This is a genomic window from Vibrio sp. A8-1, from assembly GCF_013048685.1.
Lineage (GTDB): Bacteria > Pseudomonadota > Gammaproteobacteria > Enterobacterales > Vibrionaceae > Vibrio > Vibrio metschnikovii.
Window position 1 is genome coordinate 58,927 of the sequence record NZ_VHTC01000006.1, and the last position, 22,109, is coordinate 81,035.

Below are 22,109 nucleotides of genomic sequence, written 5' to 3' on the forward strand. Positions count from 1 at the left end.
CCGCGGAACCATAAAAAAGCGCCTTATCCTTAAGGCGCTTTTTATTGATAAGTGGCTAAACCCTAGCTAAGCGCATCGGCTAGCGGCAGAGACTCATTTTTCGTTTTTTCACTGGTGAAGCCACGTAATCCTACGACATGCACGTGTTCATGATCTTTAAATACCTTACGCACCAGTTTATAGGTGGTCCCTCTTTCTGGGCTGATATTTTCTGGCGCCGCAATCAATAATTGCATATCCAAACGTTCACACAGTTCAAATAGCGTTGCTATTGATTTAGCATCTAAACGTGCTGCCTCATCTAAGAACAATAAACGGCATGGGATAATATCTTTACTGCGTAGACGACGAGACTCTTCTTCCCAGCTCTGTACGACCATCAGTAAGATAGATTGGCCAGTACCAATGGCTTCACCCGTTGACAATGCGCCCGATTCGGCTTGTAACCATCCATCTGAACCACGATTAACTTCAACACTCAACTCAAGATAGTTACGATAATCGAGTAGCTCTTCACCTAATATTTGTGGTGAACGCTGCCCCATATCGATATGGGGATTCACTCGTTGGAATAGCTTCGCCATCGCTTCTGAGAAGGTATAACGTGAGCTTTCAAACAGATCTTTATGTTGAGCCTGCTGCTCGGCTAAACCACTGAGCAGAACTTCATGGCTTTCACGAACTTTGACATTTAAGCGCACGCCATTCACTTGCCCAAAAGCAATATTCGAAAGCCCTTGGTTAAGCATCCGGATACGGTTTTGTTCACGTTGAATGGTTTTACGAATAATGCTCGCCACCGAATCTGAGCTGATCGCTAAGCGGTTTTCCCGCTGAGTCAGCTCTTCTGTTAGGCGAGCTAGCTCGACTTCCATCTCTTCAATCGCTTCAACAGGATCATCGGTACGAATAATATCTTGTCGAATGCGCTCACGTAAGTGCTGATAAACCGCAATGTAAAACAGTACTTTACGTTCAGGATAAGCATTATCCTCCGAGAGACGTAGCGCATCACGCAGCGCCTCATTATTCGCCACGGCAAGACGTAGCGCCCCGAGTGATTTATCCGACATGGAGCGTAACTCATCAGCCGATAAATAAGCCAATTCACGTTTATGCAAACGACGTTCAACATCATTTTGGCGGGCTAAACGAAGAACCGCACACCACCCAGCTTTGGCATTAACTACGAAAGTACGTAAATCTTGATACTCTTTTTCTAATTTTTTCAATCGCTTGGCAAGCGATTTCATCTCAATTTCGGTTGAGGTGATTGTCCGCTCATAGTGACTCTTACGGCTACGAGAGCTGTGCAAACGTTCATGCAGCTCATCACGGCGCTGCTGAGCTCTGAATAATGCGTTTTCATCTGGATGTACGCCAAACTCCTGTAGCTCTTGCTTAAACTCTTGCATTGTTTCCAATTTAGCCTGATGAGCACTTTTCAACGATGCCAACACTTGGTTGTACTGATTGAATTGTCCTTGCGCTTGTTTTAACTCTTCGCGAGTACGCTGACGCAGGCTCTCAGCTTGAACTAACTTGGCTTTTAACTGCTCACTGAGTTCGCTACTTTGATTGAGAAGATCCACCGAATCTGCGTAAGCAAAGTGGTGGCGACGTTCAACCAAATCAGCGAGGGCAAAAATTTGTGTTTTGAGTTGTTGCAGTCCGCGATCCGCAGCAAGATATTGCTGTTCTAGGACTTCAAACTGCTCAGGATCAACCTCTAACGCTGAAGCAATCGGCGCCAGTTGTTCAACCGTTTTACCATGAGCATGAAGCCAAGCTTTCGCTTCCACTAACTGAGCTAACTTGGCGTCAATATCTGCGGCTCGTTGGGTTAATCCAGATTCAGACAACAAGCGTAAATGAGGCGCAATATTCTCTAATAGTGCTAATGCCTGTTTACTCAGTTGACGTCGACTGGTTTGTTGCTGTTGTTGATGCTCTAACTCGACTAACTGGCGAGCAAGATGATTGAGCGCGTCACGAGCTTGACTGAGTGCTTGTTCAGGATCCGGCTCAAACGCCACCTGCAAATGCTGAGCAACAAAATCATTAAAACTGCGGTATAAGCGCTGTAACTTTTGTGAATCAAACGCGGCCTTAGCATGCGCTTCGACAACTTCATCACGCTCATCGCGCAGTAGCTCTAAACGTTGCTCACGAGCTGCACGCCCAAACAGTGGGATTTTTGGAAAACGGGAATAGCGCATTTGACGCTGATTGAGCTGAACACAGACCGCACCTTCTAATTCTGCGGCATTAAATGAGCTATCATCGAACGCATCAATATCGCCCTCAATCAGATAAAGATCTTCTGGACAGTCGTCTAACTCGACCAGTTTTTCTTTGATGCCTGAAAGATCAGAGACCACAATCGCGTGACGAGCCGGACCGTACATAGCACTGAAGTACGGCGCATCTTCTAACGTTATGTCATCATAAATTTCAGAAAGTAGAACGCCACCAAGGGTATCGGCAAGGCCTTTAAGGCGAGGATCATTCGATCCGCCCGGTGAAGCCAAGCGTTCGATATCTTTCTCTAATTGCTCACGACGTTGAGCTAACGCATCTTTCTGAGCCGATTGGTGTTTTTCACGCTCTAAAATGCTTTGCATCTCAGTCATTACCGACTGTCGACTGTCTAAACCCGCCCCACTTTGCTCACGCAATAGCTGTAATGCTTCTATCGCTTGATGCCAAGCTGGCGCTTTTAGCTCCAACTGTTTGATAGCATTGCGTTGTTCTTGTTCAAGACCGCGCTGTTGACTACGCTGATCGCGTAGCACTTCTTGTGCCTCATCAAGCTCTTCTAACAGAGCGAGATGCTTCTCGCGTTCTTGCTGCAATTGGGATGGTTCATCAATCATCACCTGAAATTGCTGGTGATAATCAGTCACCGATTGACGCACAGATTGTTGCTGTTCGATACGGTGCTGTAAATCGCGCTGCTGTTCATACCAAAGCGCTTCATTCTGTACGAGTTGCTGTGCTTGCTGCGCTTGAGCGAGTAATTGGTTTGCATGCTCTGCCGCTTGGCTACGAGTCACCTCACCTAAAACGCGGCTCACTAAATGCAAGGCTTCGTTAAACCGCGCGGAAGCGGCCGAAGACATATCGAGCTTATGTTTAACTGCCAGTAATTCGTGGGTGGTTGACTCTTGGCGTGCGCTCAGCTCAATCATCACCGTCTGAGCACTTTCTGCCGTCAAGCTATCATCAGCGAGCTGCTGACGTGCTTTTGCCAAGGCTTGCATTGCTTGTTGATACTGCAAAGCTCGCGTTTGCTGAATGTCTAACGCTTGCTGATAATCTGCAAGCTGAGTTTTCAGACTATCGACTTCCTCTTCAGCCGCAGTGGCTTGGTCTTCAACCATCACTAAGCGCTCTTGCGCTTCTTCAACCACCATTAGCTGCTCTTCAAGACGCAGACTCAACTCTTCAAGATCGTCTTGATAACGGGCGATTTTTTCTTGCTGACGAAGGGCATTTTGTACTAACTGCAGATGATCGGCTGCACTTTGGTGATCCTGTTCCAGCGCAGCTTCTTGTTCAAGCAGCGTTTCCAGCTCTTCGTGCACTTGATTCAATAGCCGATTGTGTTCCAGAAGCGTATCTCGAGCGCTGAATAATTCTTGGCGTAACGTCAACGTTTGCTGCACTTTACTGCGACGTTCATTGGCGTGACGCATGTAGTCTGCGGCAACATATTGGGTCGATTCGGTGATTAAATGTTTGAACAGATCACGATCGGCTTGGGTGTTTTTAATCGCTTCCAGCGTCATGCGGTTTTCTCGCAGCGCTGACTCCATATCTTGAAACGCTTTTTTCACCCCACCATTTTGTGGCAGTAAGTAATCGCGTAATGAACGAGTAATCGCGCTGGAAATACCGCCGTACAAAGACGCTTCAATGAGGCGATAAAACTTTGATCGGTCGCTGCTATTACGCAGTTTTTTCGGTACCACACCAAATTCAAACATGTGGCTATGATAATCGACGATGGAACTGAACGATTTAAAATGCGCACCTTCAATAGCATGAACGGCATCTTTGACTTCATTGAGCTGTCTCACTCGAGCGTGTTGATCAGAAACACTTTCAATCAAAATATCCGTCGGTTTGATATGGCTAGGTAAACCCTGAATCACAAAAGGTTTAATATCGACTTTTTTATCACGGCCGGCAACTTGTTGAAGTTTTACTGCAAACAGTAAGCGTTGATGGCGAGAATTGACCACATCCAATGCCGCATAGCAGGCGCCAGGTTGTAATTTACCGTACAGGCCTTTATCACGAGAGGCTTGAGAGCTGCCCGCTTCTGTGGTATTTCGAAAATGCAGTAAACTTTGATCGGGAATTAATGCGGTGATAAACGCCGCCATCGTGGTTGATTTACCCGCCCCATTGCCGCCCGATAACGTCGTCACCAAATTATCAATATCAAAAGTACGTGCGAAAAAGCCGTTCCAATTGATCATGGTCAGCGATTGATACTTACCTCTTTCAATCATGCTTCATCTTCCCATAATGTCGGTTGATCTTCATGTTGTTCGTCAGCAGATACCGTATCCAATAAGCTTTGCTGACTGGGCTCTTGACTATGAACAACGGCTTCACCATCTCGTATCAAACGCAATTGCGCCTGACGTAAATCATCGCCAATACGCACATCGGCTCCAAAACGAAATACCGCTTCGGTAATTCTAAATTTGGTGGTTTCGCCAAGGTGGATAATCATCCCTAGGCGGCGTAAACGACGTAACGAAGTGCGGACTTTTTCAAACAGTTTCTCTTTATCCAAATCTGAACCTTGCGCACGATTGGTCGCAAGCTTCATCAATTTCTTCTCATCGGTCAAACTCAATAACTCTTCATAGAGTTCTTGATACGTAAATAAACCTTCATGGGCAAGACGCTCTGGGCTTAGATATAAGAAGCACAGCACCTTACCAACCAGCATATCTAATTCAGACAAAACACTGCGATTGATCAATGAGGTAGAGCGTGGACGTAAGTAAAAAAAGCCCTCGGGCGCACGAACTAACTCAGTATTATAGCGCTGATAAAAAAGTGCTAACTCTGGCTCAAAATCACTGAGAAACGCATGGTTATCTAAATCATCGCTGGACACATGGCGCCCTGCGCGTAATTGGCTGTCTAAAGCCGGAAAAAGCGGGTTAACAATCGCTTTAGCCAGATTCTCTGGCATATAGTGGTTAATATCGGTCAATGACATTAGCTTGTACCTTTGCACCAAATTGGTTAATCGCTTGCCAATCAGGTTGAATGGCTTGGTAGTCGGATTGTGAATAACCCAAGCGAACGGCTTGGTCGACAACAATACGGGCTAGATCGAAATGATGAGTTCTTGGGTGTGCGGCAAGATAATCACGCAGCACATGACCAAGGTTGATCGGTTGGCCCTGTTGTTTATGGCTCTGAAGCATCCCAGCAATACGCTCTGCAAGCTCATCGTGAACCTTTTGAAACGTTTCATATTCGACAGCGGGGGGAATGTGGCCGGTCACTTCTTCATCTCGTAACATCAGAGTTTCATCGCGTAAATCAGACAAACGCTCGGCCTCGGCATAAGTGAGTAGCCAAGGTTGAGAAAAGTAATCGTGCAGCGACTGGCGTAAACGTTGGCTGAAAGCGCGATTTTGATCCATATCTATCGCCGTGCGAATGAACTTATGCACATGGCGGTCATAACCAATCCATAAATCGATCGCCTGTTGCCCCCAACTGATGATTCGGTCTAATTTCATTTGCAGCACAAACAGCACTTCATCGATAAACTCTAATTCTGGATCGCCGTAAACAATCTCTTGAATATCAAGAATTTGAGTTTGTAATTCGTCGCCTGCGGCTTGAAGCGTATCTTGCAGCTCTCGTAACGTCGATGAGGTTTCAGACAATAAACTTTCACAGTTATGAATCGCTTCTCGCCAATCTTTATTCAATAGATCGGCAATTTGTTGTTTCACGGATTGCTGCTGCTCGTCTAAAACGCGTTGGTTGAGATCGATGCGATCAAAGATTTCACTCACCGAGTATTTTAATACCCCGTAAACATTCTTTTTCCAATGCGCAGGTGTCCCCCCTTGCTGAGCGGAGTTGGCGGCTTTAGCCATTTCATCCGCTAACAAGGAAAGTTGAATAGAGAGTTTTAATTTCGAAAACTGACGATGACGAACATAATAATCGGTAATGCCAATCGCCAAAGGCGACAAGCGATAAATGCTCGCGCCATCGGTGACCTCACTAGTAAAACGACTCAGCAAACGCTGTTTGACGAGCTCATTAATGGCGTTATTAGCCCGAAATGCAGAGACATCACCCGTTTCAGTAAATAGGCGGCTAACAATCGCAAACGCATCATGCAATTCCCCCTCCCCTAATTCTTCATCGAATTTTTCATGGCTCAATACCGCAATCGCTATCAAAAACGCCAGCCGTTCAGCAGGTAAGTTCAAAGAAAAATCGTGCTGCTTCACCCAACTGACGAGTTCATCAATCGGTTGTTCAGTCGCATTGTGAGTCATATCACTCATTGTTCTTCCTGTGGTTGTTTCCTAGCCCAAACATGGATGTAGCGTCCTAAAGATAGATAAGGCTCTTGGCGGCAAAATTGTTGCTCCAATGCCAAAAGGTCTGCAAACTCAAACTCGCCCATATTGGTCATATTGCCGATATAATCGCTAAAGCAACGAATGCCTGACTTACACATAATTTGACATCCAGCATGTTCAATCCACTGATACACATCAGCAGGGAGCAGCCCTTTTTGTGGCTGTAATTTAAATCGTTTACGATGTGGCATGCCATTTAAAATATGCGGAATATTGCCACATACCGCATTTTTATAAACTAAGCCATGTTGGTTGTAAAACATCACCGAAACCATACCGCCAGGACGCACCAGTGTTAACAACTGCTGTAAAGCCTCTTGTGGTTCAGTCAACCACTCCATCACCGCATGAAATAAGATGATGTCAACGGGCTCAGTCAAATGTTGCTGCACAGATTGTACGGGAGAATGCACAAAGCGAAATCTCTCCAGTAATCCATGGTCGGTCACCTCTTGTTTGGCTAAATCGAGCATCTCTTGCGAGAGGTCACACAAGGTGATTTGATGGCCAAGCATGGCGAGTTTTTGCGACATTTGCGCCAAGCCCCCTCCCGCATCCAAAATATGCAGGGGCGTTGTCTGACCGTTAAAATGGGTCAAAATTTGCATGAGATCATCCCAAACAATGACTTGACGAATCTCGCCTTTGTCAGAGCCGTAAATATTTTTTGCAAATTTGTGGGCAATATCGTCGAAATTGCGATCTTCAGTCACAGTGGCTTGAGTTATGATAATAAATCGTGCTGCTATTCTGTCATAGGAATGGCAGGAATAAAGGACCTTTCGCTGATTTTATTATCAAGTGCTGTTTTTTCGGACTATTTAATCTATGTTTGAGCTGAAAAAAATCGTTTCTTCTCTACTGATGCCATTACCAGCACTGCTGATGATTGGTTTTATCGGCTTGATGCTGATTATGTTTACCGCAAAGCGAAAGACTGGCTGCTTAGTGGTTCTATTTTGTTTGTCTAGTTTATTGGTTATTTCTTTTCAACCAGTATCCAGTCGCTTATTAATGCCTTTAGAGCGTCAGTACAGCGCTTTTTTACCCATTGAGGGCACTATCGATTATGTTATGGTTTTAGGTAATGGCCATGTCGTCGATGATAGCATTCCACCAACCTCTGAACTTACCCGAGCCGCGTTAATGCGTCTTAGCGAAGGAATTCGAGTAATGCGGATGTACCCTGGCGCAAAACTGATCCTATCGGGTTATGCAGGGGGGAGTGAAATGAGTCATGCACGCATGCTGGCTAAAGTGGCGCTTGCGCTTGGTGTCGCAAAATCAGACATTATTTTGCTCGAGACGGCGCAAGATACGTGGGAAGAAGCAAGACAAGCGGCCGCTTTTGTTCAGCAGCGCACTCTGGTTCTGGTCACCTCGGCCAGCCACATGCCCCGTGCAATGAATGAATTTCAATCTGCAGGGCTAACGCCTATCCCTGCGCCGACAAATTATCTTGCCCAAACGAATATCAGCCAAGCTTGGGATAAATATATCCCGAGAGCGCTCTATTTAGAACAAACTGAGCGGTATTGGTATGAAACCATGGGGCTAATATGGCAAGCCATGCGCGATTGGGTGAGCCATGAACCCAAATTGAATGAATCATCGCCTGCCGTAGAGGGTGATTGATATTCTTGTTATAAGCGGCACCGTCGAAAAAGTGGTTTGGTGCACAACTTGATAAACATTGTGCACATTTAACATCAATTGGAAGGATTATGGGCCGAATTTGATTGCGAGTTACTGCGTTGCAGTCTAGAATCTTGCTGGTTATTAACAAGATTAAATGTAACCAATAGGCCGCTATTTAACAGCGGTTTTTGTGTTTTTATTACTTTTAGGCTGACGTTAGCCTATACCCGAAGAATGAGACGTTGTAAAAAGGCAGCATCGACAGTGCTTAAAACAAACCTCTCTCCTATCACGATCTCCTAACAGGGCGATTGCACTTTCGGGACATAACTACTGCTCTAGTTACCTAACGCCGAGCAGTCACCGACAGGATAATTTTATGGCTACGATTAAAGACGTTGCACGCCTAGCAGGCGTATCGACAACAACCGTATCTCATGTCATCAATAAAACACGTTTTGTGGCAGAAACCACTCAAGAAAAAGTCTTGGACGCGGTTAAACAGCTGAATTATGCACCAAGCGCCGTCGCACGCAGCTTAAAATGTAACACCACGCGTACGATCGGTATGCTGGTGACTCAATCCACCAATCTATTCTTTTCTGAAGTGATCGATGGTGTTGAAAGCTATTGCTATCGCCAAGGCTATACGCTGATCCTCTGCAATACTGGTGGTATCTACGAGAAACAACGTGACTATATTCGCATGCTTGCTGAAAAGCGGGTCGACGGTATGTTGGTCATGTGCTCCGATTTAACGGAAGAGTTACTTGAGATGTTAGAGAGTCATCCCTCGATCCCTAAAGTTATTATGGATTGGGGCCCGCAAACATCACAAGCCGATAAGATCATTGATAACTCTGAAGAAGGGGGTTATCTAGCAACGAAATATTTGATCGAAAATGGGCACACTGAAATTGCTTGTCTAAGTGGTCACTTTGTTAAAGCCGCCTGTCAAGAACGTATCGCAGGCTTTCGGCGTGCCATGGCAGAAGCCAACCTAACGGTAAAAGAAGATTGGATTTTAGAAGGCAATTTCGAATGCGATACTGCCGTTCTAGCCGCGGATAAAATCATTGCTATGGATACACGCCCGAGCGCGGTATTCTGCTTTAATGATACCATGGCATTAGGTCTGATCAGCCGTTTACAGCAACGTGGCATACGCGTACCAGACGATATGTCAGTCATTGGTTATGATAATATTGAGTTAGCCGAATATTTTTCTCCGCCACTGACCACGGTTCATCAACCTAAACGCCGTGTTGGGAAGAATGCGTTTGAAATATTGTTGGAGCGCATCAAAGATAAAGAACACGAAAGACGTATTTTTGAAATGCACCCTGAAATCGTGGAACGTGACTCAGTCAAAAAACTCACCGCTAAATAGATAACCACTTCATTGACCCATTATTGAGCAAAAAAGACTTCAAACCCAATCGTAGCCTTAGCGCCACGATTGGGGGGCAATCTTTGCCTAATTCAAATCAAAATGAAACAAACATCATATAAACAATCACTGAGTGTGATATTTATTCAATGATTTGTTTATTTTATACATCCAAGTTATACTATTTTGTCAATAATGAAACGTGTCACGCACAGGGCAAACCATTTGAAAAGATGGGACGCAAAGCCTCCGGCCTAAACCATAGTGGTAGGTAGCGGGGTTGCCGATGACAAAATAGCCCAAACAAGCAGTCAACTCCCTCTATTATGCTTTTTGACGTTTTGCTATTTTCTCGGACCTGATTTTGCTGGCGAATTGCTTAATACACCGAGAATGACAGCATGGATAAACCGGTATTAAAAGATTCAATGCGGCTATTCGAACTGCTTGGCCAGGTCAAGTCGCGCTCAATGTTTGGTGGCTTCGGCATTTTTGTCGATGACACTATGTTCGCTTTAGTCGTCAACAATCAACTCCATCTTCGAGCTGACGATGAATCCGCTAAAGTTTTTACCGAAAGAGGCTATCTGCCCTACGTTTATAAAAAACGGGGCTTTCCTGTGGTAACTAAGTACTTTGCTTTACCTGATACCTGTTGGCTTGATCCAACGACCATTTTGCAGGAAGCAACCGTCGCCTTATACCAAGCCAAATCGGAGCGAGAGCAGCAAGAGCAGACTAAACCCACTCGTCTTAAAGATCTGCCTAACCTACGTTTAGCAACCGAAAGAATGCTCAAAAAAGCAGGTATTCATTCCGTTGATCAGTTACAACAAACGGGTGCTGTCGCCGCTTATCAGGCGATCAGACAAAGTCACTCATCTGATGTCAGTTTAGAGTTATTGTGGGCGTTAGAAGGAGCAATCGAAGGTAAACATTGGTCGGTTATCCCTCCAAGTCGCCGTGAAGAATTGAAAAAAAACCTGTTTTAATTTTGATATCTAGCCCGCTCACTGAGAGTCAGTAGCGGGTATATCTACCAATCATAACGCCTCCTAATAAGCATCATGATTCCTTGACCTTAATCATTTCGATATCGTTTGCACAATTGAAGCTGACAGCTCGCCAACCATTTTCTCTAATCTCTATCAATATAAATCAACAACATGATTGGCTTAAGACAAGCATAGCTGCCCAACAATCGTACCATTCAATCAGTTTATACTGAGATTAAGTCACTGAATGAGATAAAGTCGTTGCTGTACTTTGCCGCTGGATAAATTGAATCGACAGCTGGTTAAACAACTCCGGTTGTTCGACATTACAAACATGACCACAATTTGGGAGTTCCAACAGTTCACTCTGTCGATGCGCGGCGACCATTTCGCGTACTGGGCGAATAAACATATAGTCGCGCTCCCCCATTAAATACAAGGTGGGAATAGGCAACTCTCGATCTTTGAAATAACGCATCAATGGATTGACTTCGGCAGTCAATGTAAACCAACGTTTAAACTCTTGCTGACACAATTTTTTAGCTTCTCGAACGAACAGATGACGAGACTCTTTCTGACTGCGTTGCGGCATGACAATATAAGCAAACAGTCGATATAACCACATGTAGGGAATGAGATGTTTACTGAGATGGCCTAACTTCACCAAAAGCTGAGAGCGGATATTCAAACGAGTGACAGCGCCACCTAATACCATAGAGCGAACTCGCTGGGCGGACAATTCGGCAATATTACGCACGATAATGGTCCCCAGTGACATCCCGACAAAATGGGCTGAAGCTATTTTTAAGTGATCCAGCACCTTAAGTACATCAATGGTTACTGTCTTAAAGGTGTATCGATTAGCAATCAGATCTTTGATAAGACGATGAGATTTTCCATGGCCGCGTAAATCAATCAATAGCAGATTAAAATGCTGCTTATACGCTTTGATCTGCTTAAACCAAATAGACGAGCTTCCACCCGCCCCATGCACAAACACCACCCATTCTCGGCTGGTTGGATGTGGATAAACTTTATGAAACAGTAAAGATTGAGACATGGATACCACAGAAAATCAAAATCATTGATACTGAGAGATTAGCATATTTTAGTGTCAAAAATCGTTTTTGAGTTGTAAAAATCTATTGTTGTTAAACGGGCGATTAGTAAACCGACGGGGAAGCTCCCCATCGGTATAAAGGAAAGTGATTAGAAAAGAAAAGACGATGGTAGCCGATCAACAAGCATTGACGCTTCCCGTCTTCATAGACATTTAGTCAAAAATGGCTAAGCGGTACATTTTAAGGTATTCAAGAGCAGACTCACGCCAGCCAAAATCTCTGCTCATCGCTCGTATTTGAACGTTAAGCATCTCTTCAGGCTGCTGTAGATAAAACAGCAACGCCCTCTGCATCGTGATCAATAATGCCGCTGGTGACGGCTCTTGAAAACCAAACCCCGTCGCTTGCTGAGGGTATTTATCATAATCTTGTACGGTATCTTTTAAACCCCCAACCTCGCGTACGATAGGTAAAGTACCATAAGCCATACTGTAGATTTGGTTTAGTCCACAAGCTTCAAATTCTGAGGGCATGAGAAAAAAATCCGAGCCCGCTTCAACTAAATGAGCCAAACGATTGCTGTAAGTCTCAACAAACCCTAACTTATCAGGATAATGCGCAGCAATTTTATGTAATGCCGCCGCAATCTCCGGTTCACCGGTGCCGACGATCACCACTTGTACCTGATTACGCAAAAACGACTCAAGAATAGGCAATAAATAATGAAATCCTTTTTGATGAGTCAAACGGCATACCATGCCAAACATCGGTGTCGTCACTTGTGGTAAATTTAACTCTTGCTGCAAGGCAAGCTTGCTGGCTGATTTTCCTCGAGTGAGCGATTGTCGTTCCGCATGGTAAGTCTGAGGAATATAACGATCCGTCAAAGGGCTCCATTCAGAATAATCGCATCCATTGACAATCCCATGCAGATCTCGCGCACGGCGCACAAAATCATCCACCAATCCGTGAGAACCTAACGGCGTCAACAGTTCAGAAGCATAATTAGGACTCACCGCATTGATTTTATCGGCAAAAGCAATACCAGCTCGTAGCATGCTAACATGATCATGTCCGTACTGTAGAAACTCCATCCCAGAGAGATTTAACTCGGGGATAACTTCCAATTGGTAATAGGAAAAAATACCTTTGAAAATGGCATTATGAATAGTCAGCACCGACTTAACGCCGAAAAAGTGTGGGTCTTCACGGTAGCGAGTTTTTAATAAAAAAGGCACTAAACCTGTATGCCAATCATTGGCATGGATGATGGTTGGCTTAATATTCAGCTTGGGCAAAATATCCAGACACGCCGCCGAGAAAAAACCAAAACGCTCACCGTTGTCCGTGTAAGCTTGATTGTGCTCCGCATACATTTCTGGTCGATCAAAGTAAACATCACAATCAATCAGGTAAACCACAACACCATCGAGCTCACCCTGCCTTACTTGATAGCGAGTATGAGGCCAGTGGGTTAACTCGGTTTCGAGTATGATGGGTAAATCCATTTTATTTGGAATTGAACGATAAGCAGGTAGCACAATGGCTACCTGGTGACCTAACTCCTGTAATGCTTTTGGTAAAGCTTTGGCAACGTCGGCTAAGCCTCCGCTCTTCACTAAGCCTTCTGCTTCGGATACAACAAACCAAATATTCATTTTTTCAAGATTAGAATCCAACTTTCATTCCTTTTTCGATGACTACAATGCCTTCATCAGAGACATGGAAGCGCTGCTTATCTAATTGTAGATCTTCCCCAATCACCGTTCCTGGAGCAATTTCGACGTCCTTATCGATAATCGTGCGTTTAATCGTACAACCAGCGCCAATTTTGACATCACCAAGAATAATCGATTCACTGATCCATGAACCTGCACCGATATTGGTTCGAAAACCTAACACCGATTTATAAATTTTTGCACCTTGGATGTAACTTCCCGCTGAAATTAAACTATCGGTAATACAAACCTTTTTCTCTCCTTCATTAGCAAAGGTCGCTGGTGGCAACGGTGGATAATGAGTATGTAAAGGCCAACTGCGGTTATAAAGAGAAAATGGCGCATCTTTTTGCAATAAGTCCATATGCGCAGACCAATAAGATTCAATCGTGCCGACATCACGCCAGTAGGCTTCGCCCTTCTCACCTTTGATTTTATTGGTTGAGAAATCATAAACGAAGACTTCACCCTGCGGAAACATTTTAGGGATAATATCTTTACCAAAATCATGGCTAGACTCTGGGTTTACCGCATCTTCACGTAATTCACGGCATAACGTATCGGTATCAAAAATGTAGTTACCCATTGATACTAATGCCCAATCAGGCTCGCCCGGTATCGATTTAGGGTGTTGAGGTTTTTCTTCAAAACCAATCATCTTCCCCGTAACATCTACCTCTATCACCCCAAATTGTGACGCTTGGGCAAGAGGCATACGAATGGCAGAGACGGTCAGTTTGGCTTCCATTCGACGATGGAAATCAAGCATCTGACGAATATCCATTTTATAGATATGATCAGAACCAAAGATACAGACATCATCGGCTTCAGAAATTTCAATGAAACGTAAGTTCTGATAAATAGCATCGGCCGTTCCTTCGTACCAACGTTTACCATCACGCATCTGGGCAGGTATGGAATCAATAAAGCTGCCACGCAAGCTAGAGACGTTCCAGCCTTTTTTCATATGCAGATAAAGGGATTGCGATTTGAACTGGGTTAATACATACACTCGCATTAAATCTGCATTAATAAAATTGTTTAGGGCGAAATCTATCAAGCGATAACTACCACCAAATGGCACGGCAGGTTTAGTACGCGATTCAGTTAAAGGCTTCAATCTTGAGCCTTCACCACCAGCCAGAATCATTCCTAGTACACCGGTCATTGTTATTCTCCATTAAGTTTTATTGATTATCGTCATGTCAATATTATTGGGGGGATGACGATACTATCCTTAGTTTATTACGGCCTTTCGGCCAACCACGAAAAGTGCAATTGGTTGTGTATTACTTTATAGCGTTTGCATAAAAATACAAATGGCAATTGTCTATTTTGAGCCAGTAAAACAGCCAATCGGTTGAACTCCTAATCTTGTTCACAATTAAGGCATCATAACGTTATGAAATTGCATTTTTATGTTTCATTTTTGGTAACGAAAAATAACGACTATTTATTGATGATGGGAAAAATAGGATGAAAATTGGGGAATAATTTTGCTTGAAAAAGCACACCGATTCCCCATTAAAAATGACTCACTCGGAAAACATTGAGGCAGCCAATGGCTGCCTCAATGTTTTTATCGATAAGAAAAATTTCTCTTATTTGGCTGACTTTCGTTTGTCCGTCACTTGCCAGTGACCATCGTCATAGATTGCCGTCCAACCGGAAGGTTTACCATTTACTTCGGTGCGTACGTAATGCTCTTTACTCTTACGACTAAACCGTACCACCGCAGCAAGCCCATCGGGATCATGAGTGGGAGCCGTCGCTAGATATTGGTACTTTTCAGGTAAACGTTGTTTAAAACGCTGTAACTCTTCAACAAGAGGCGCTCGTGTTTCACGAGATTTCGGAAAATTACTGGCGGCTAAGAATAGTCCAGAAGCACCGTCACGTAGTACAAAATAAGCATCTGAGTTTTCACACGGCAGTTCAGGGAAATGAACCGGATCTTCTTTAGGAGGAGCAACTTCGCCGTTTCTCAATATCTTTCGAGTGTTCTTACAGTTGTCATTGGTGCAGTCCATGTACTTACCAAAACGTCCAGTTTTTAACACCATATCTGATGAACATTTATCACACTCAACAACGGGACCGTCGTAACCTTTAACTTTGAACTCACCGGTTTCAACGACATAACCTTCACAGTTTGGGTTATTACCGCAAACATGTAGTTTACGTTGACCATCAATCAGATAAGCGTCCATCGCCGTTTCACAAATCGGACAACGTTTTTTCGCTCGTAACGCTGCCGTTTCGACATCTTCCTCAAGAACATTGATAATGCCATCTTCATCGCCCAAATTAATCGTCGTTTTACAACGTTCTTTCGGAGGCAATGCATAACCTGAACAACCGAGGAAGACCCCCGTTGAAGCCGTTCTGATCCCCATAGGACGAGAACAGGTTGGGCACATAATATTAGTCATGACAATATGATTAGGCTTCATACCACCGTGATCTTCGTCTTGCTCGGCTTGCTCTAAATCACCACTAAAATCAACGAAGAAGGCATCCAATACTTGTTTCCAATTCGCTTCACCCTCTGCAATTTGGTCAAGTTTTTCTTCCATCCGAGCAGTAAAATCATAGTTCATTAGATCGGTAAAACTACCATCGAGACGGTCGGTCACGATTTCGCCCATTTTCTCTGCATAAAAACGGCGCTGATCAACTTTCACGTAACCACGATCTTGAATGGTAGAAATGATCGATGCGTAGGTCGATGGACGCCCAATGCCACGCTTTTCTAATTCTTTGACTAATGCGGCTTCCGTAAAACGTGCTGGCGGTTTGGTAAAATGCTGCTTAGGATCAAGTTTCTCAAGAGTAAGTACTTCACCGACTTGAACTGCGGGTAAAATTTGATCTTCATTTTTACCGAGTGGACGCTGTACGCGAGTCCAGCCATCGAACTTCAAAATCCGTCCTTTCGCTTTCAACGTATACTCATCTGCTTTAACACTGATGGTGGTTGAATCGTACTGGGCGGGGGTCATTTGACAAGCGACAAATTGATTCCAAATCAGAGCATAAATCTTATGTGCATCCGCTTCCATCCCTTGTAAGTCATCGGCTTTGACATTAACGTCGGAAGGACGAATCGCTTCGTGCGCCTCTTGAGCCCCTTTCTTGCTACCATAGACAATCGCTTGTTGTGGCAGATATTGTGGACCAAATTGCTGCTCGATAAACTGACGGGCTGATTCTACCGCCTCGCCACTTAAATTAGTCGAGTCAGTACGCATATAAGTAATGTAACCCGCTTCATACAAGCGTTGTGCCAACATCATGGTTTTCTTCACGCCATAGCCTAAGCGTGTACTGGCGGCTTGCTGAAGCGTTGAGGTGATGAAAGGTGCACTAGGCTTACTGCTGGTAGGTTTATCTTCGCGTTTACAAACTTCAAAGCGCGCTTTTTGTAACACTGAAAGCGCGGCTTGAGTTTCAGCCTCATTGGTCGGCTTAAAAGCAGAGCCCGCTTGTTGAGCCACCATCAAACGAAAATCATCTTGCGTACTGGTTTTTGTGTCCGCATGAATATCCCAAAACTCTTCAGGAATAAACGCTTTGATCTCACGCTCACGCTCAACTAAAAGTTTTACGGCTACCGACTGCACACGACCAGCAGAAAGGCCACGAGCCACTTTTTTCCATAATAATGGCGAGACCATAAAGCCTACAACGCGATCCATAAAACGACGCGCTTGTTGAGCATTAACGCCATCCATGTTCAGCTCTCCCGGTTGCTCAAAGGCTTGCTGAATGGCATTTTTAGTAATTTCGTTAAACACTACCCGCTTATAGCGCTCTTCATCACCACCGATGATCTCACGTAGGTGCCAAGCGATAGCTTCTCCTTCGCGATCCAAATCGGTTGCGAGATAAACGCAATCGGCGTCTTTAGCTAATTTCTGTAGCTCAGCCACCACTTTTTCTTTGCCTGGGAGAATTTGATAGTTCGCTTCCCAACCTTGAAAAGGATTCACTCCCATTTTCTTAATCAGAGCGGTCCGTTCTTTTTCTTTTTTTAAACGCTCTTTTTCTTCCAAAGAAAGTGCTTTATTCGCTGCTGGTGTCGCTTTTTTAGCCGTGGTAGTAGTTTGACCTGCCGTAGGCAGATCGCGGACATGACCGACACTAGACTTAACAATAAAGTCTTTACCAAGGTATTTATTGATTGTTTTAGCCTTGGCTGGCGATTCCACTATAACGAGTGATTTACCCATAATTTGATTCAAATGCCCTTAATCACACTGCGAGTAATAAATCGCATGATGTTCTAAAAATATTGCTTCTTTTTTTACTATCGAGCCAGTTAAGCAGAAGATCAACCTGTTTTTGAAAAAAAACGCTTGTTTGCTCGACAAATCGACGAAACCGCATTCGCAAGACAAAATTAGCCTCATAGTAAAGAGAGTCTGTTTTAGGCGCGACCATTAATCTAGAAAATATGTTGTTAATCACAAAATCAAGCAAAATTGTCTTTTATCCATTTCCTGTTTATGATCATGGTTTTTACATGACACAATTCTACAATCACGTTATCAATTGCTAGACAGTCGTTATCTACTGGGCAGCAGCATAGAGAAACGTAATACCGAGAGCAAGTAAATCAAAGAACAACCTAAAATAAAGAGAACAATATGCAGACCAAACAACCCATCAATGAATTCGATTTATTACTCATAGCCAATCAATTAATTCAAGAACACGATAGCTATATAGAGGGAATGCGCACGACCAGCGTAGAAGAAAAAGACGGCGTATTGGTATTTAAAGGTGAGTATTTTCTTGACCCTCAAGGTCTGCCAAGTGAAAAAACAACCGCCGTTTTTAATATGTTTAAATATTTAGCTCATCATCTTTCAAAACAATTTACCCTTAAAAAACAATAAAAGCCTCTATATTGAGGCTTTTTCCGTAGTGACGCTGAACATTTATTTTCCTAATTAACTCAGTGAGATAACTGGGCAAATTTCTCAAAATAATCAGGGAAAGTTTTTGATGTACACTTTGGATCATTAATCGTCACTGGTGTCTCACCAAGCGCGACTAAAGAAAAACACATCGCCATGCGATGATCGTCGTAGGTATCGATTGTCGCATGTTGTAAATGGCTTGGCGGAGTGATGATAATGTAGTCCTCACCTTCTTCGACCTGAGCACCGACTTTACGCAGTTCTGTTGCCATCGCGGTTAACCGATCGGTCTCTTTAACTCGCCAATTGTAAACATTACGAATCGCCGTTGACCCTTTAGCAAATAGAGCCGTCGTAGCAATCGTCATCGCAGCATCAGGAATAGCATTAAAGTCTAAATCGACTGCAGTTAACTCTCCACGACGAGCAATCACATAATCGTCTCCCCATTCAATTTGTGCGCCCATTTTCTCTAACGCATAAGCAAACTGGACATCGCCTTGAATACTATTTTTACCAATACCCGTTACTTTAACTTGACCGCCTTTTATCGCGGCAGCAGCAAGAAAATAAGAAGCAGAAGAAGCGTCGCCTTCAACCAGAAAATCACCCGGAGAAACATACGATTGACCGGCAGGAATCACAAATTGCTGATAGTTGTGATTGATCACCTGAACACCAAATTGTTGCATCAGATGTAACGTAATATCGATATACGGTTTTGAAACTAACTCGCCTTCAATATCAATAGTCACGGTGCCTTCTGCTAATGGTGCCGACATTAAGAAGGCCGTTAAAAATTGGCTGGAAATAGAACCGTCAATCGAAACATGACTCGCCTTTAATCCGGTTCCTTGAATACGCAATGGAGGATAATGCTCATTTTCCAAATACTCGATATTTGCCCCCGCTTGACGCAAAGCCTCCACCAAATGGCCTATTGGTCGCTCTTTCATTCGTGGCTCACCCGTGAGAACAAACTCACCACGCCCCAAGCACAATGCTGCAGCCAATGGGCGCATTGCCGTCCCGGCATTACCGAGAAAGAGTTCTTGTAAACCATCGATTACAAAGGGTTGACCTAACCCCTCTACTTCGCACTGTGTTTTATCCGCTGAAAGCCGATACTTAACACCCAATTGGCTCAATGCATTGAGCATATGGCGGATATCATCACTGTCGAGTAAATTGGTTAAGCGTGTCGTTCCGGTGGCTAATGCGGCTAACAGAAGCACTCGATTTGAAACGCTTTTTGAACCTGGCAAATTAACTTCACCATTAATATTTGCAATAGGCTGTAAGGTAAGACTTTCCATTAAACGTGTATTTCCTTGCACTGTCATCATAACCATTAATATTGAAGGCAGTAAAATTCTTGATACTGGCAGACTAACCAAAATCTTTTATCCTCGCTAGTCTTTATCCCCCGCTCAATACAAAAAATCTTGCTTATCTTTCTTTATCCACTCTCACACCATCTGAGAAGTACAAGATTCTTACTAAATCACCTCGGTTAAAGATCATTTGGTTATCGAGATCTTGAATAACATCAATCAATTGACCATCGTTCGTTCTAATCAATAGCTCAACCAATTTATACTCAATAAGATGAGTTTTATTTCCATGATGATGAGCAACACCCGCACCAGCTGCTGCACCAACCGCCGTGGCAACTTGTTTACCTCGACCATCACCAAACTGATGACCGACAAGACCTCCAACTACCGCACCAAGCAATGTTTCCCAGCCCTTTGATTTTGAATGTATAATCTCTTGCTGGGTAATATAACGGACGGTTTCTACTTGCCCAAAAACGACATCATTAACCGGTCTCGCCTGATTTCGTTGATACGCAGCATTGGCAAACAGAGGAAAAATCAATAAGATCCATATCCACTTTGTCATTTTTTACTCCTATTAGGATAAGTTGGTTAAGTAATGGCACTCTATCTCACTGAATTAGCGAGTGATAATTTCGATTTCCCCTCGCCTTTACTTGCCTCAGATGAGCCTAATGGCCTACTGGCTTTTGGTGGGAGTTTGCATCCCGATCGTCTTATTTCAGCTTACCACAATGGTATCTTCCCATGGTATGGCCCTGGTGAACCCATTCTTTGGTGGAGCCCCTCCCCGCGTGCCGTGTTTTTTCCTAAGACCTTTAAACCAGCAAAAAGTGTGCAAAAATTTCAACGCAAACACACTTATCGAGTCAGTTTAAATCATGATACGGCACGTGTGATTGAATTATGTGCAGCAGTACGTCCTGCTGAGCAAACTTGGTTAAATGCGGATATGCGTTCATCCTATCAACAACTTGCCAAGCAAGGCATTTGCCATTCCGTTGAAGTATGGCGTGATGATACCTTAGTGGGTGGGCTATACGGCATTCAAGTCGGGCAGCTCTTTTGTGGTGAATCGATGTTTAGTTTAGCTGATAACGCATCAAAAATCGGTTTTTGGTATTTCTGTGTCCATTTTGCACGCTGTGGTGGACAATTAATCGATTGCCAAGTCATGAACCCACATCTTCGCTCATTAGGTGCCGTTGAATTACCACGTGACCAATTTTTAGATTCATTGCTATCCTTAAAGCAAGGTCAGGTAACAGATCACTGCTTTCAACCTCAATGGTTATCTCTTACCGTTAACGACTCATCGAAGGAGTCGCTATGAGTTCTGATTTACAGCAAATACGCATTGGTTTAACCAGTAATCATCCCTGCAGTTATTTAGCCGATCGTATGGAGCGAGTCGCCGTTGCAATGGAGCCTCACATGCAGAGCCCAGAAAACTATGAGCTACTGCTAGCCAATGGTTTTCGACGCAGTGGTGACATTATCTATAAGCCTCATTGCGATCATTGCCAAGCTTGCCAAGCTCTGCGCGTATCAGTGAGTGAGTTCACCCCATCGAAAAGTCAAAAACGCCTGCTCAAACAAGTACAATCTCGTTATCGGTGGCAATTAAAACCAGAGATGGATCAAGATTGGTTTACGCTCTATTCTCGTTACATCGAAGCGCGTCATAACAGCGGTACTATGTATCCTCCTCGCCGTGATGAATTTGCTAAATTTGCTAATTCGGACTGGTTAGATACACAATACTTACATCTCTATTTGGATGATCAGTTAGTCGCTGTCGCTATCACCGATATTCTCCCGAGTAGTGCGAGTGCATTTTACACCTTCTTTGATCCCGATAGTTCCCTATCTTTAGGAACATTGGGCGTTCTTAGTCAACTTGAGCTTGCTAAAACCATGAACAAACAGTGGCTTTATTTGGGATATCAAATTGATGAATGCCCAGCGATGAACTACAAAGTACGCTTCAGAGCACATCAAAAGCTAGTCAAACAGCGTTGGCAAGGGTAGAATACGCCCCAAGTTTACATATTGATTTTTTAACGGCAAAATACGCCGTTGATTATTTTTCGCCAAATTTCTAAAGAGGATTAAATGGCTAAAGAAGACGTAATTGAGATGCAAGGCACTGTCCTTGATACTCTTCCAAATACAATGTTCCGTGTTGAGCTAGAAAATGGTCACACAGTGACGGCTCACATTTCTGGTAAAATGCGCAAAAACTATATCCGCATTCTTACTGGAGACAAAGTTACTGTCGAGATGACACCGTACGATCTCTCTAAAGGTCGCATCGTCTTCCGTGCTCGTTAATCACTGATTTTCGAATGCAACAAAAACGGAGCTTAATGCTCCGTTTTTGTTGCCTGAGAGTGAATCA

General features: G+C 43.9%; 17 protein-coding genes and 1 riboswitch. Of the genes, 7 read left to right on the forward strand and 10 right to left on the reverse strand.

What is annotated here, in order from left to right; translation table 11 throughout:
* Window positions 1–62: 62 nt before the first annotated feature.
* Genes mukB through cmoM form a run of 4 tightly spaced genes read right to left on the reverse strand, consistent with a single transcriptional unit; the run spans window position 63 to window position 7,354 of the window.
* Window positions 63–4,520, reverse strand: a complete 4,458-nt coding sequence (gene mukB, locus FKN93_RS04820; protein ID WP_170904594.1) for a chromosome partition protein MukB — start codon at window positions 4,518–4,520, stop codon at window positions 63–65.
* Window positions 4,517–5,245 (reverse strand): chromosome partition protein MukE, encoded by a 729-nt coding sequence (gene mukE / locus FKN93_RS04825; RefSeq protein WP_004395095.1) that lies wholly within the window; start codon window positions 5,243–5,245, stop codon window positions 4,517–4,519. Before mukE ends, mukB begins: the two co-directional genes overlap by 4 nt.
* Window positions 5,226–6,563 carry a chromosome partition protein MukF gene (gene mukF, locus FKN93_RS04830; RefSeq protein ID WP_161426348.1) on the reverse strand — a complete coding sequence of 446 codons (1,338 nt, stop codon included), beginning with the start codon at window positions 6,561–6,563 and terminating at the stop codon, window positions 5,226–5,228. Before mukF ends, mukE begins: the two co-directional genes overlap by 20 nt.
* Window positions 6,560–7,354, reverse strand: coding sequence for a tRNA uridine 5-oxyacetic acid(34) methyltransferase CmoM (gene cmoM, locus FKN93_RS04835; RefSeq protein ID WP_170904595.1), 795 nt, complete (start codon window positions 7,352–7,354; stop codon window positions 6,560–6,562). The genes mukF and cmoM overlap by 4 nt, the downstream gene beginning before the upstream one ends.
* 115 nt (window positions 7,355–7,469) lie before the next feature.
* Between cmoM and elyC the strand changes: the two genes are divergently transcribed.
* From elyC to FKN93_RS04850, 3 genes are all read left to right on the forward strand, one after another.
* On the forward strand, window positions 7,470–8,276 hold the full coding sequence (elyC, locus tag FKN93_RS04840; protein WP_154167933.1) for an envelope biogenesis factor ElyC: 807 nt from the start codon (window positions 7,470–7,472) through the stop codon (window positions 8,274–8,276).
* A gap of 382 nt (window positions 8,277–8,658) precedes the next feature.
* On the forward strand, window positions 8,659–9,669 hold the full coding sequence (gene purR, locus FKN93_RS04845) for an HTH-type transcriptional repressor PurR (RefSeq protein WP_154167931.1): 1,011 nt from the start codon (window positions 8,659–8,661) through the stop codon (window positions 9,667–9,669).
* A 205-nt stretch (window positions 9,670–9,874) separates the two neighbouring features.
* Window positions 9,875–9,957, forward strand: a riboswitch (cyclic di-GMP riboswitch).
* A 113-nt stretch (window positions 9,958–10,070) separates the two neighbouring features.
* Window positions 10,071–10,661 carry a TfoX/Sxy family DNA transformation protein gene (locus tag FKN93_RS04850; RefSeq protein WP_170904596.1) on the forward strand — a complete coding sequence of 197 codons (591 nt, stop codon included), beginning with the start codon at window positions 10,071–10,073 and terminating at the stop codon, window positions 10,659–10,661.
* 238 nt (window positions 10,662–10,899) lie between these two features.
* Here the strand turns inward: FKN93_RS04850 and FKN93_RS04855 are convergent, their stop codons facing one another.
* The 4 genes from FKN93_RS04855 to topA form a co-directional block, all read right to left on the reverse strand.
* Window positions 10,900–11,724 (reverse strand): alpha/beta hydrolase, encoded by an 825-nt coding sequence (locus FKN93_RS04855; RefSeq protein WP_004395089.1) that lies wholly within the window; start codon window positions 11,722–11,724, stop codon window positions 10,900–10,902.
* 213 nt (window positions 11,725–11,937) lie between these two features.
* Window positions 11,938–13,383, reverse strand: coding sequence for a glycogen synthase GlgA (glgA, locus tag FKN93_RS04860; protein ID WP_170904628.1), 1,446 nt, complete (start codon window positions 13,381–13,383; stop codon window positions 11,938–11,940).
* A gap of 10 nt (window positions 13,384–13,393) precedes the next feature.
* Window positions 13,394–14,611, reverse strand: a complete 1,218-nt coding sequence (gene glgC / locus FKN93_RS04865) for a glucose-1-phosphate adenylyltransferase (protein WP_170904597.1) — start codon at window positions 14,609–14,611, stop codon at window positions 13,394–13,396.
* Between the two features lie 433 nt (window positions 14,612–15,044).
* Window positions 15,045–17,675 carry a type I DNA topoisomerase gene (topA, locus tag FKN93_RS04870; protein WP_004395085.1) on the reverse strand — a complete coding sequence of 877 codons (2,631 nt, stop codon included), beginning with the start codon at window positions 17,673–17,675 and terminating at the stop codon, window positions 15,045–15,047.
* Between the two features lie 417 nt (window positions 17,676–18,092).
* Between topA and FKN93_RS04875 the strand changes: the two genes are divergently transcribed.
* Window positions 18,093–18,344 (forward strand): YciN family protein, encoded by a 252-nt coding sequence (locus FKN93_RS04875; protein ID WP_158138553.1) that lies wholly within the window; start codon window positions 18,093–18,095, stop codon window positions 18,342–18,344.
* 59 nt (window positions 18,345–18,403) lie between these two features.
* Here the strand turns inward: FKN93_RS04875 and aroA are convergent, their stop codons facing one another.
* Window positions 18,404–19,684: a 3-phosphoshikimate 1-carboxyvinyltransferase gene (aroA, locus tag FKN93_RS04880; protein WP_154167925.1), complete on the reverse strand. Its 1,281-nt coding sequence runs from the start codon at window positions 19,682–19,684 to the stop codon at window positions 18,404–18,406.
* A 133-nt stretch (window positions 19,685–19,817) separates the two neighbouring features.
* A complete protein-coding gene (locus FKN93_RS04885) occupies window positions 19,818–20,273 on the reverse strand; it encodes a glycine zipper 2TM domain-containing protein (RefSeq protein WP_040904237.1) in 456 nt (151 codons plus the stop codon).
* A gap of 33 nt (window positions 20,274–20,306) precedes the next feature.
* Between FKN93_RS04885 and aat the strand changes: the two genes are divergently transcribed.
* From aat to infA, 3 genes are all read left to right on the forward strand, one after another.
* Entirely contained in the window at window positions 20,307–21,041 is a 735-nt protein-coding gene (aat, locus tag FKN93_RS04890) for a leucyl/phenylalanyl-tRNA--protein transferase (RefSeq protein ID WP_154167923.1), read from the forward strand.
* A complete protein-coding gene (locus tag FKN93_RS04895; RefSeq protein WP_154167921.1) occupies window positions 21,038–21,739 on the forward strand; it encodes an arginyltransferase in 702 nt (233 codons plus the stop codon). The genes aat and FKN93_RS04895 overlap by 4 nt, the downstream gene beginning before the upstream one ends.
* A gap of 84 nt (window positions 21,740–21,823) precedes the next feature.
* Complete coding sequence (gene infA, locus FKN93_RS04900) at window positions 21,824–22,042, forward strand: translation initiation factor IF-1 (protein ID WP_004395079.1); 219 nt, start codon at window positions 21,824–21,826, stop codon at window positions 22,040–22,042.
* The last annotated feature ends 67 nt before the right edge of the window (window positions 22,043–22,109 follow it).

Bases quoted from the DNA above. Each gene is read 5' to 3' on its own strand.
- mukB (WP_170904594.1), bottom strand. From the start codon at position 4,520: ATGATTGAAAGAGGTAAGTATCAATCGCTGACCATGATCAATTGGAAC.
- mukE (WP_004395095.1), bottom strand. From the start codon at position 5,245: ATGTCATTGACCGATATTAACCACTATATGCCAGAGAATCTGGCTAAA.
- mukF (WP_161426348.1), bottom strand. From the start codon at position 6,563: ATGAGTGATATGACTCACAATGCGACTGAACAACCGATTGATGAACTC.
- elyC (WP_154167933.1), top strand. From the start codon at position 7,470: ATGTTTGAGCTGAAAAAAATCGTTTCTTCTCTACTGATGCCATTACCA.
- purR (WP_154167931.1), top strand. From the start codon at position 8,659: ATGGCTACGATTAAAGACGTTGCACGCCTAGCAGGCGTATCGACAACA.
- FKN93_RS04850 (WP_170904596.1), top strand. From the start codon at position 10,071: ATGGATAAACCGGTATTAAAAGATTCAATGCGGCTATTCGAACTGCTT.
- FKN93_RS04855 (WP_004395089.1), bottom strand. From the start codon at position 11,724: ATGTCTCAATCTTTACTGTTTCATAAAGTTTATCCACATCCAACCAGC.
- glgA (WP_170904628.1), bottom strand. From the start codon at position 13,383: ATGAATATTTGGTTTGTTGTATCCGAAGCAGAAGGCTTAGTGAAGAGC.
- glgC (WP_170904597.1), bottom strand. From the start codon at position 14,611: ATGACCGGTGTACTAGGAATGATTCTGGCTGGTGGTGAAGGCTCAAGA.
- topA (WP_004395085.1), bottom strand. From the start codon at position 17,675: ATGGGTAAATCACTCGTTATAGTGGAATCGCCAGCCAAGGCTAAAACA.
- FKN93_RS04875 (WP_158138553.1), top strand. From the start codon at position 18,093: ATGCAGACCAAACAACCCATCAATGAATTCGATTTATTACTCATAGCC.
- aroA (WP_154167925.1), bottom strand. From the start codon at position 19,684: ATGGAAAGTCTTACCTTACAGCCTATTGCAAATATTAATGGTGAAGTT.
- FKN93_RS04885 (WP_040904237.1), bottom strand. From the start codon at position 20,273: ATGACAAAGTGGATATGGATCTTATTGATTTTTCCTCTGTTTGCCAAT.
- aat (WP_154167923.1), top strand. From the start codon at position 20,307: ATGGCACTCTATCTCACTGAATTAGCGAGTGATAATTTCGATTTCCCC.
- FKN93_RS04895 (WP_154167921.1), top strand. From the start codon at position 21,038: ATGAGTTCTGATTTACAGCAAATACGCATTGGTTTAACCAGTAATCAT.
- infA (WP_004395079.1), top strand. From the start codon at position 21,824: ATGGCTAAAGAAGACGTAATTGAGATGCAAGGCACTGTCCTTGATACT.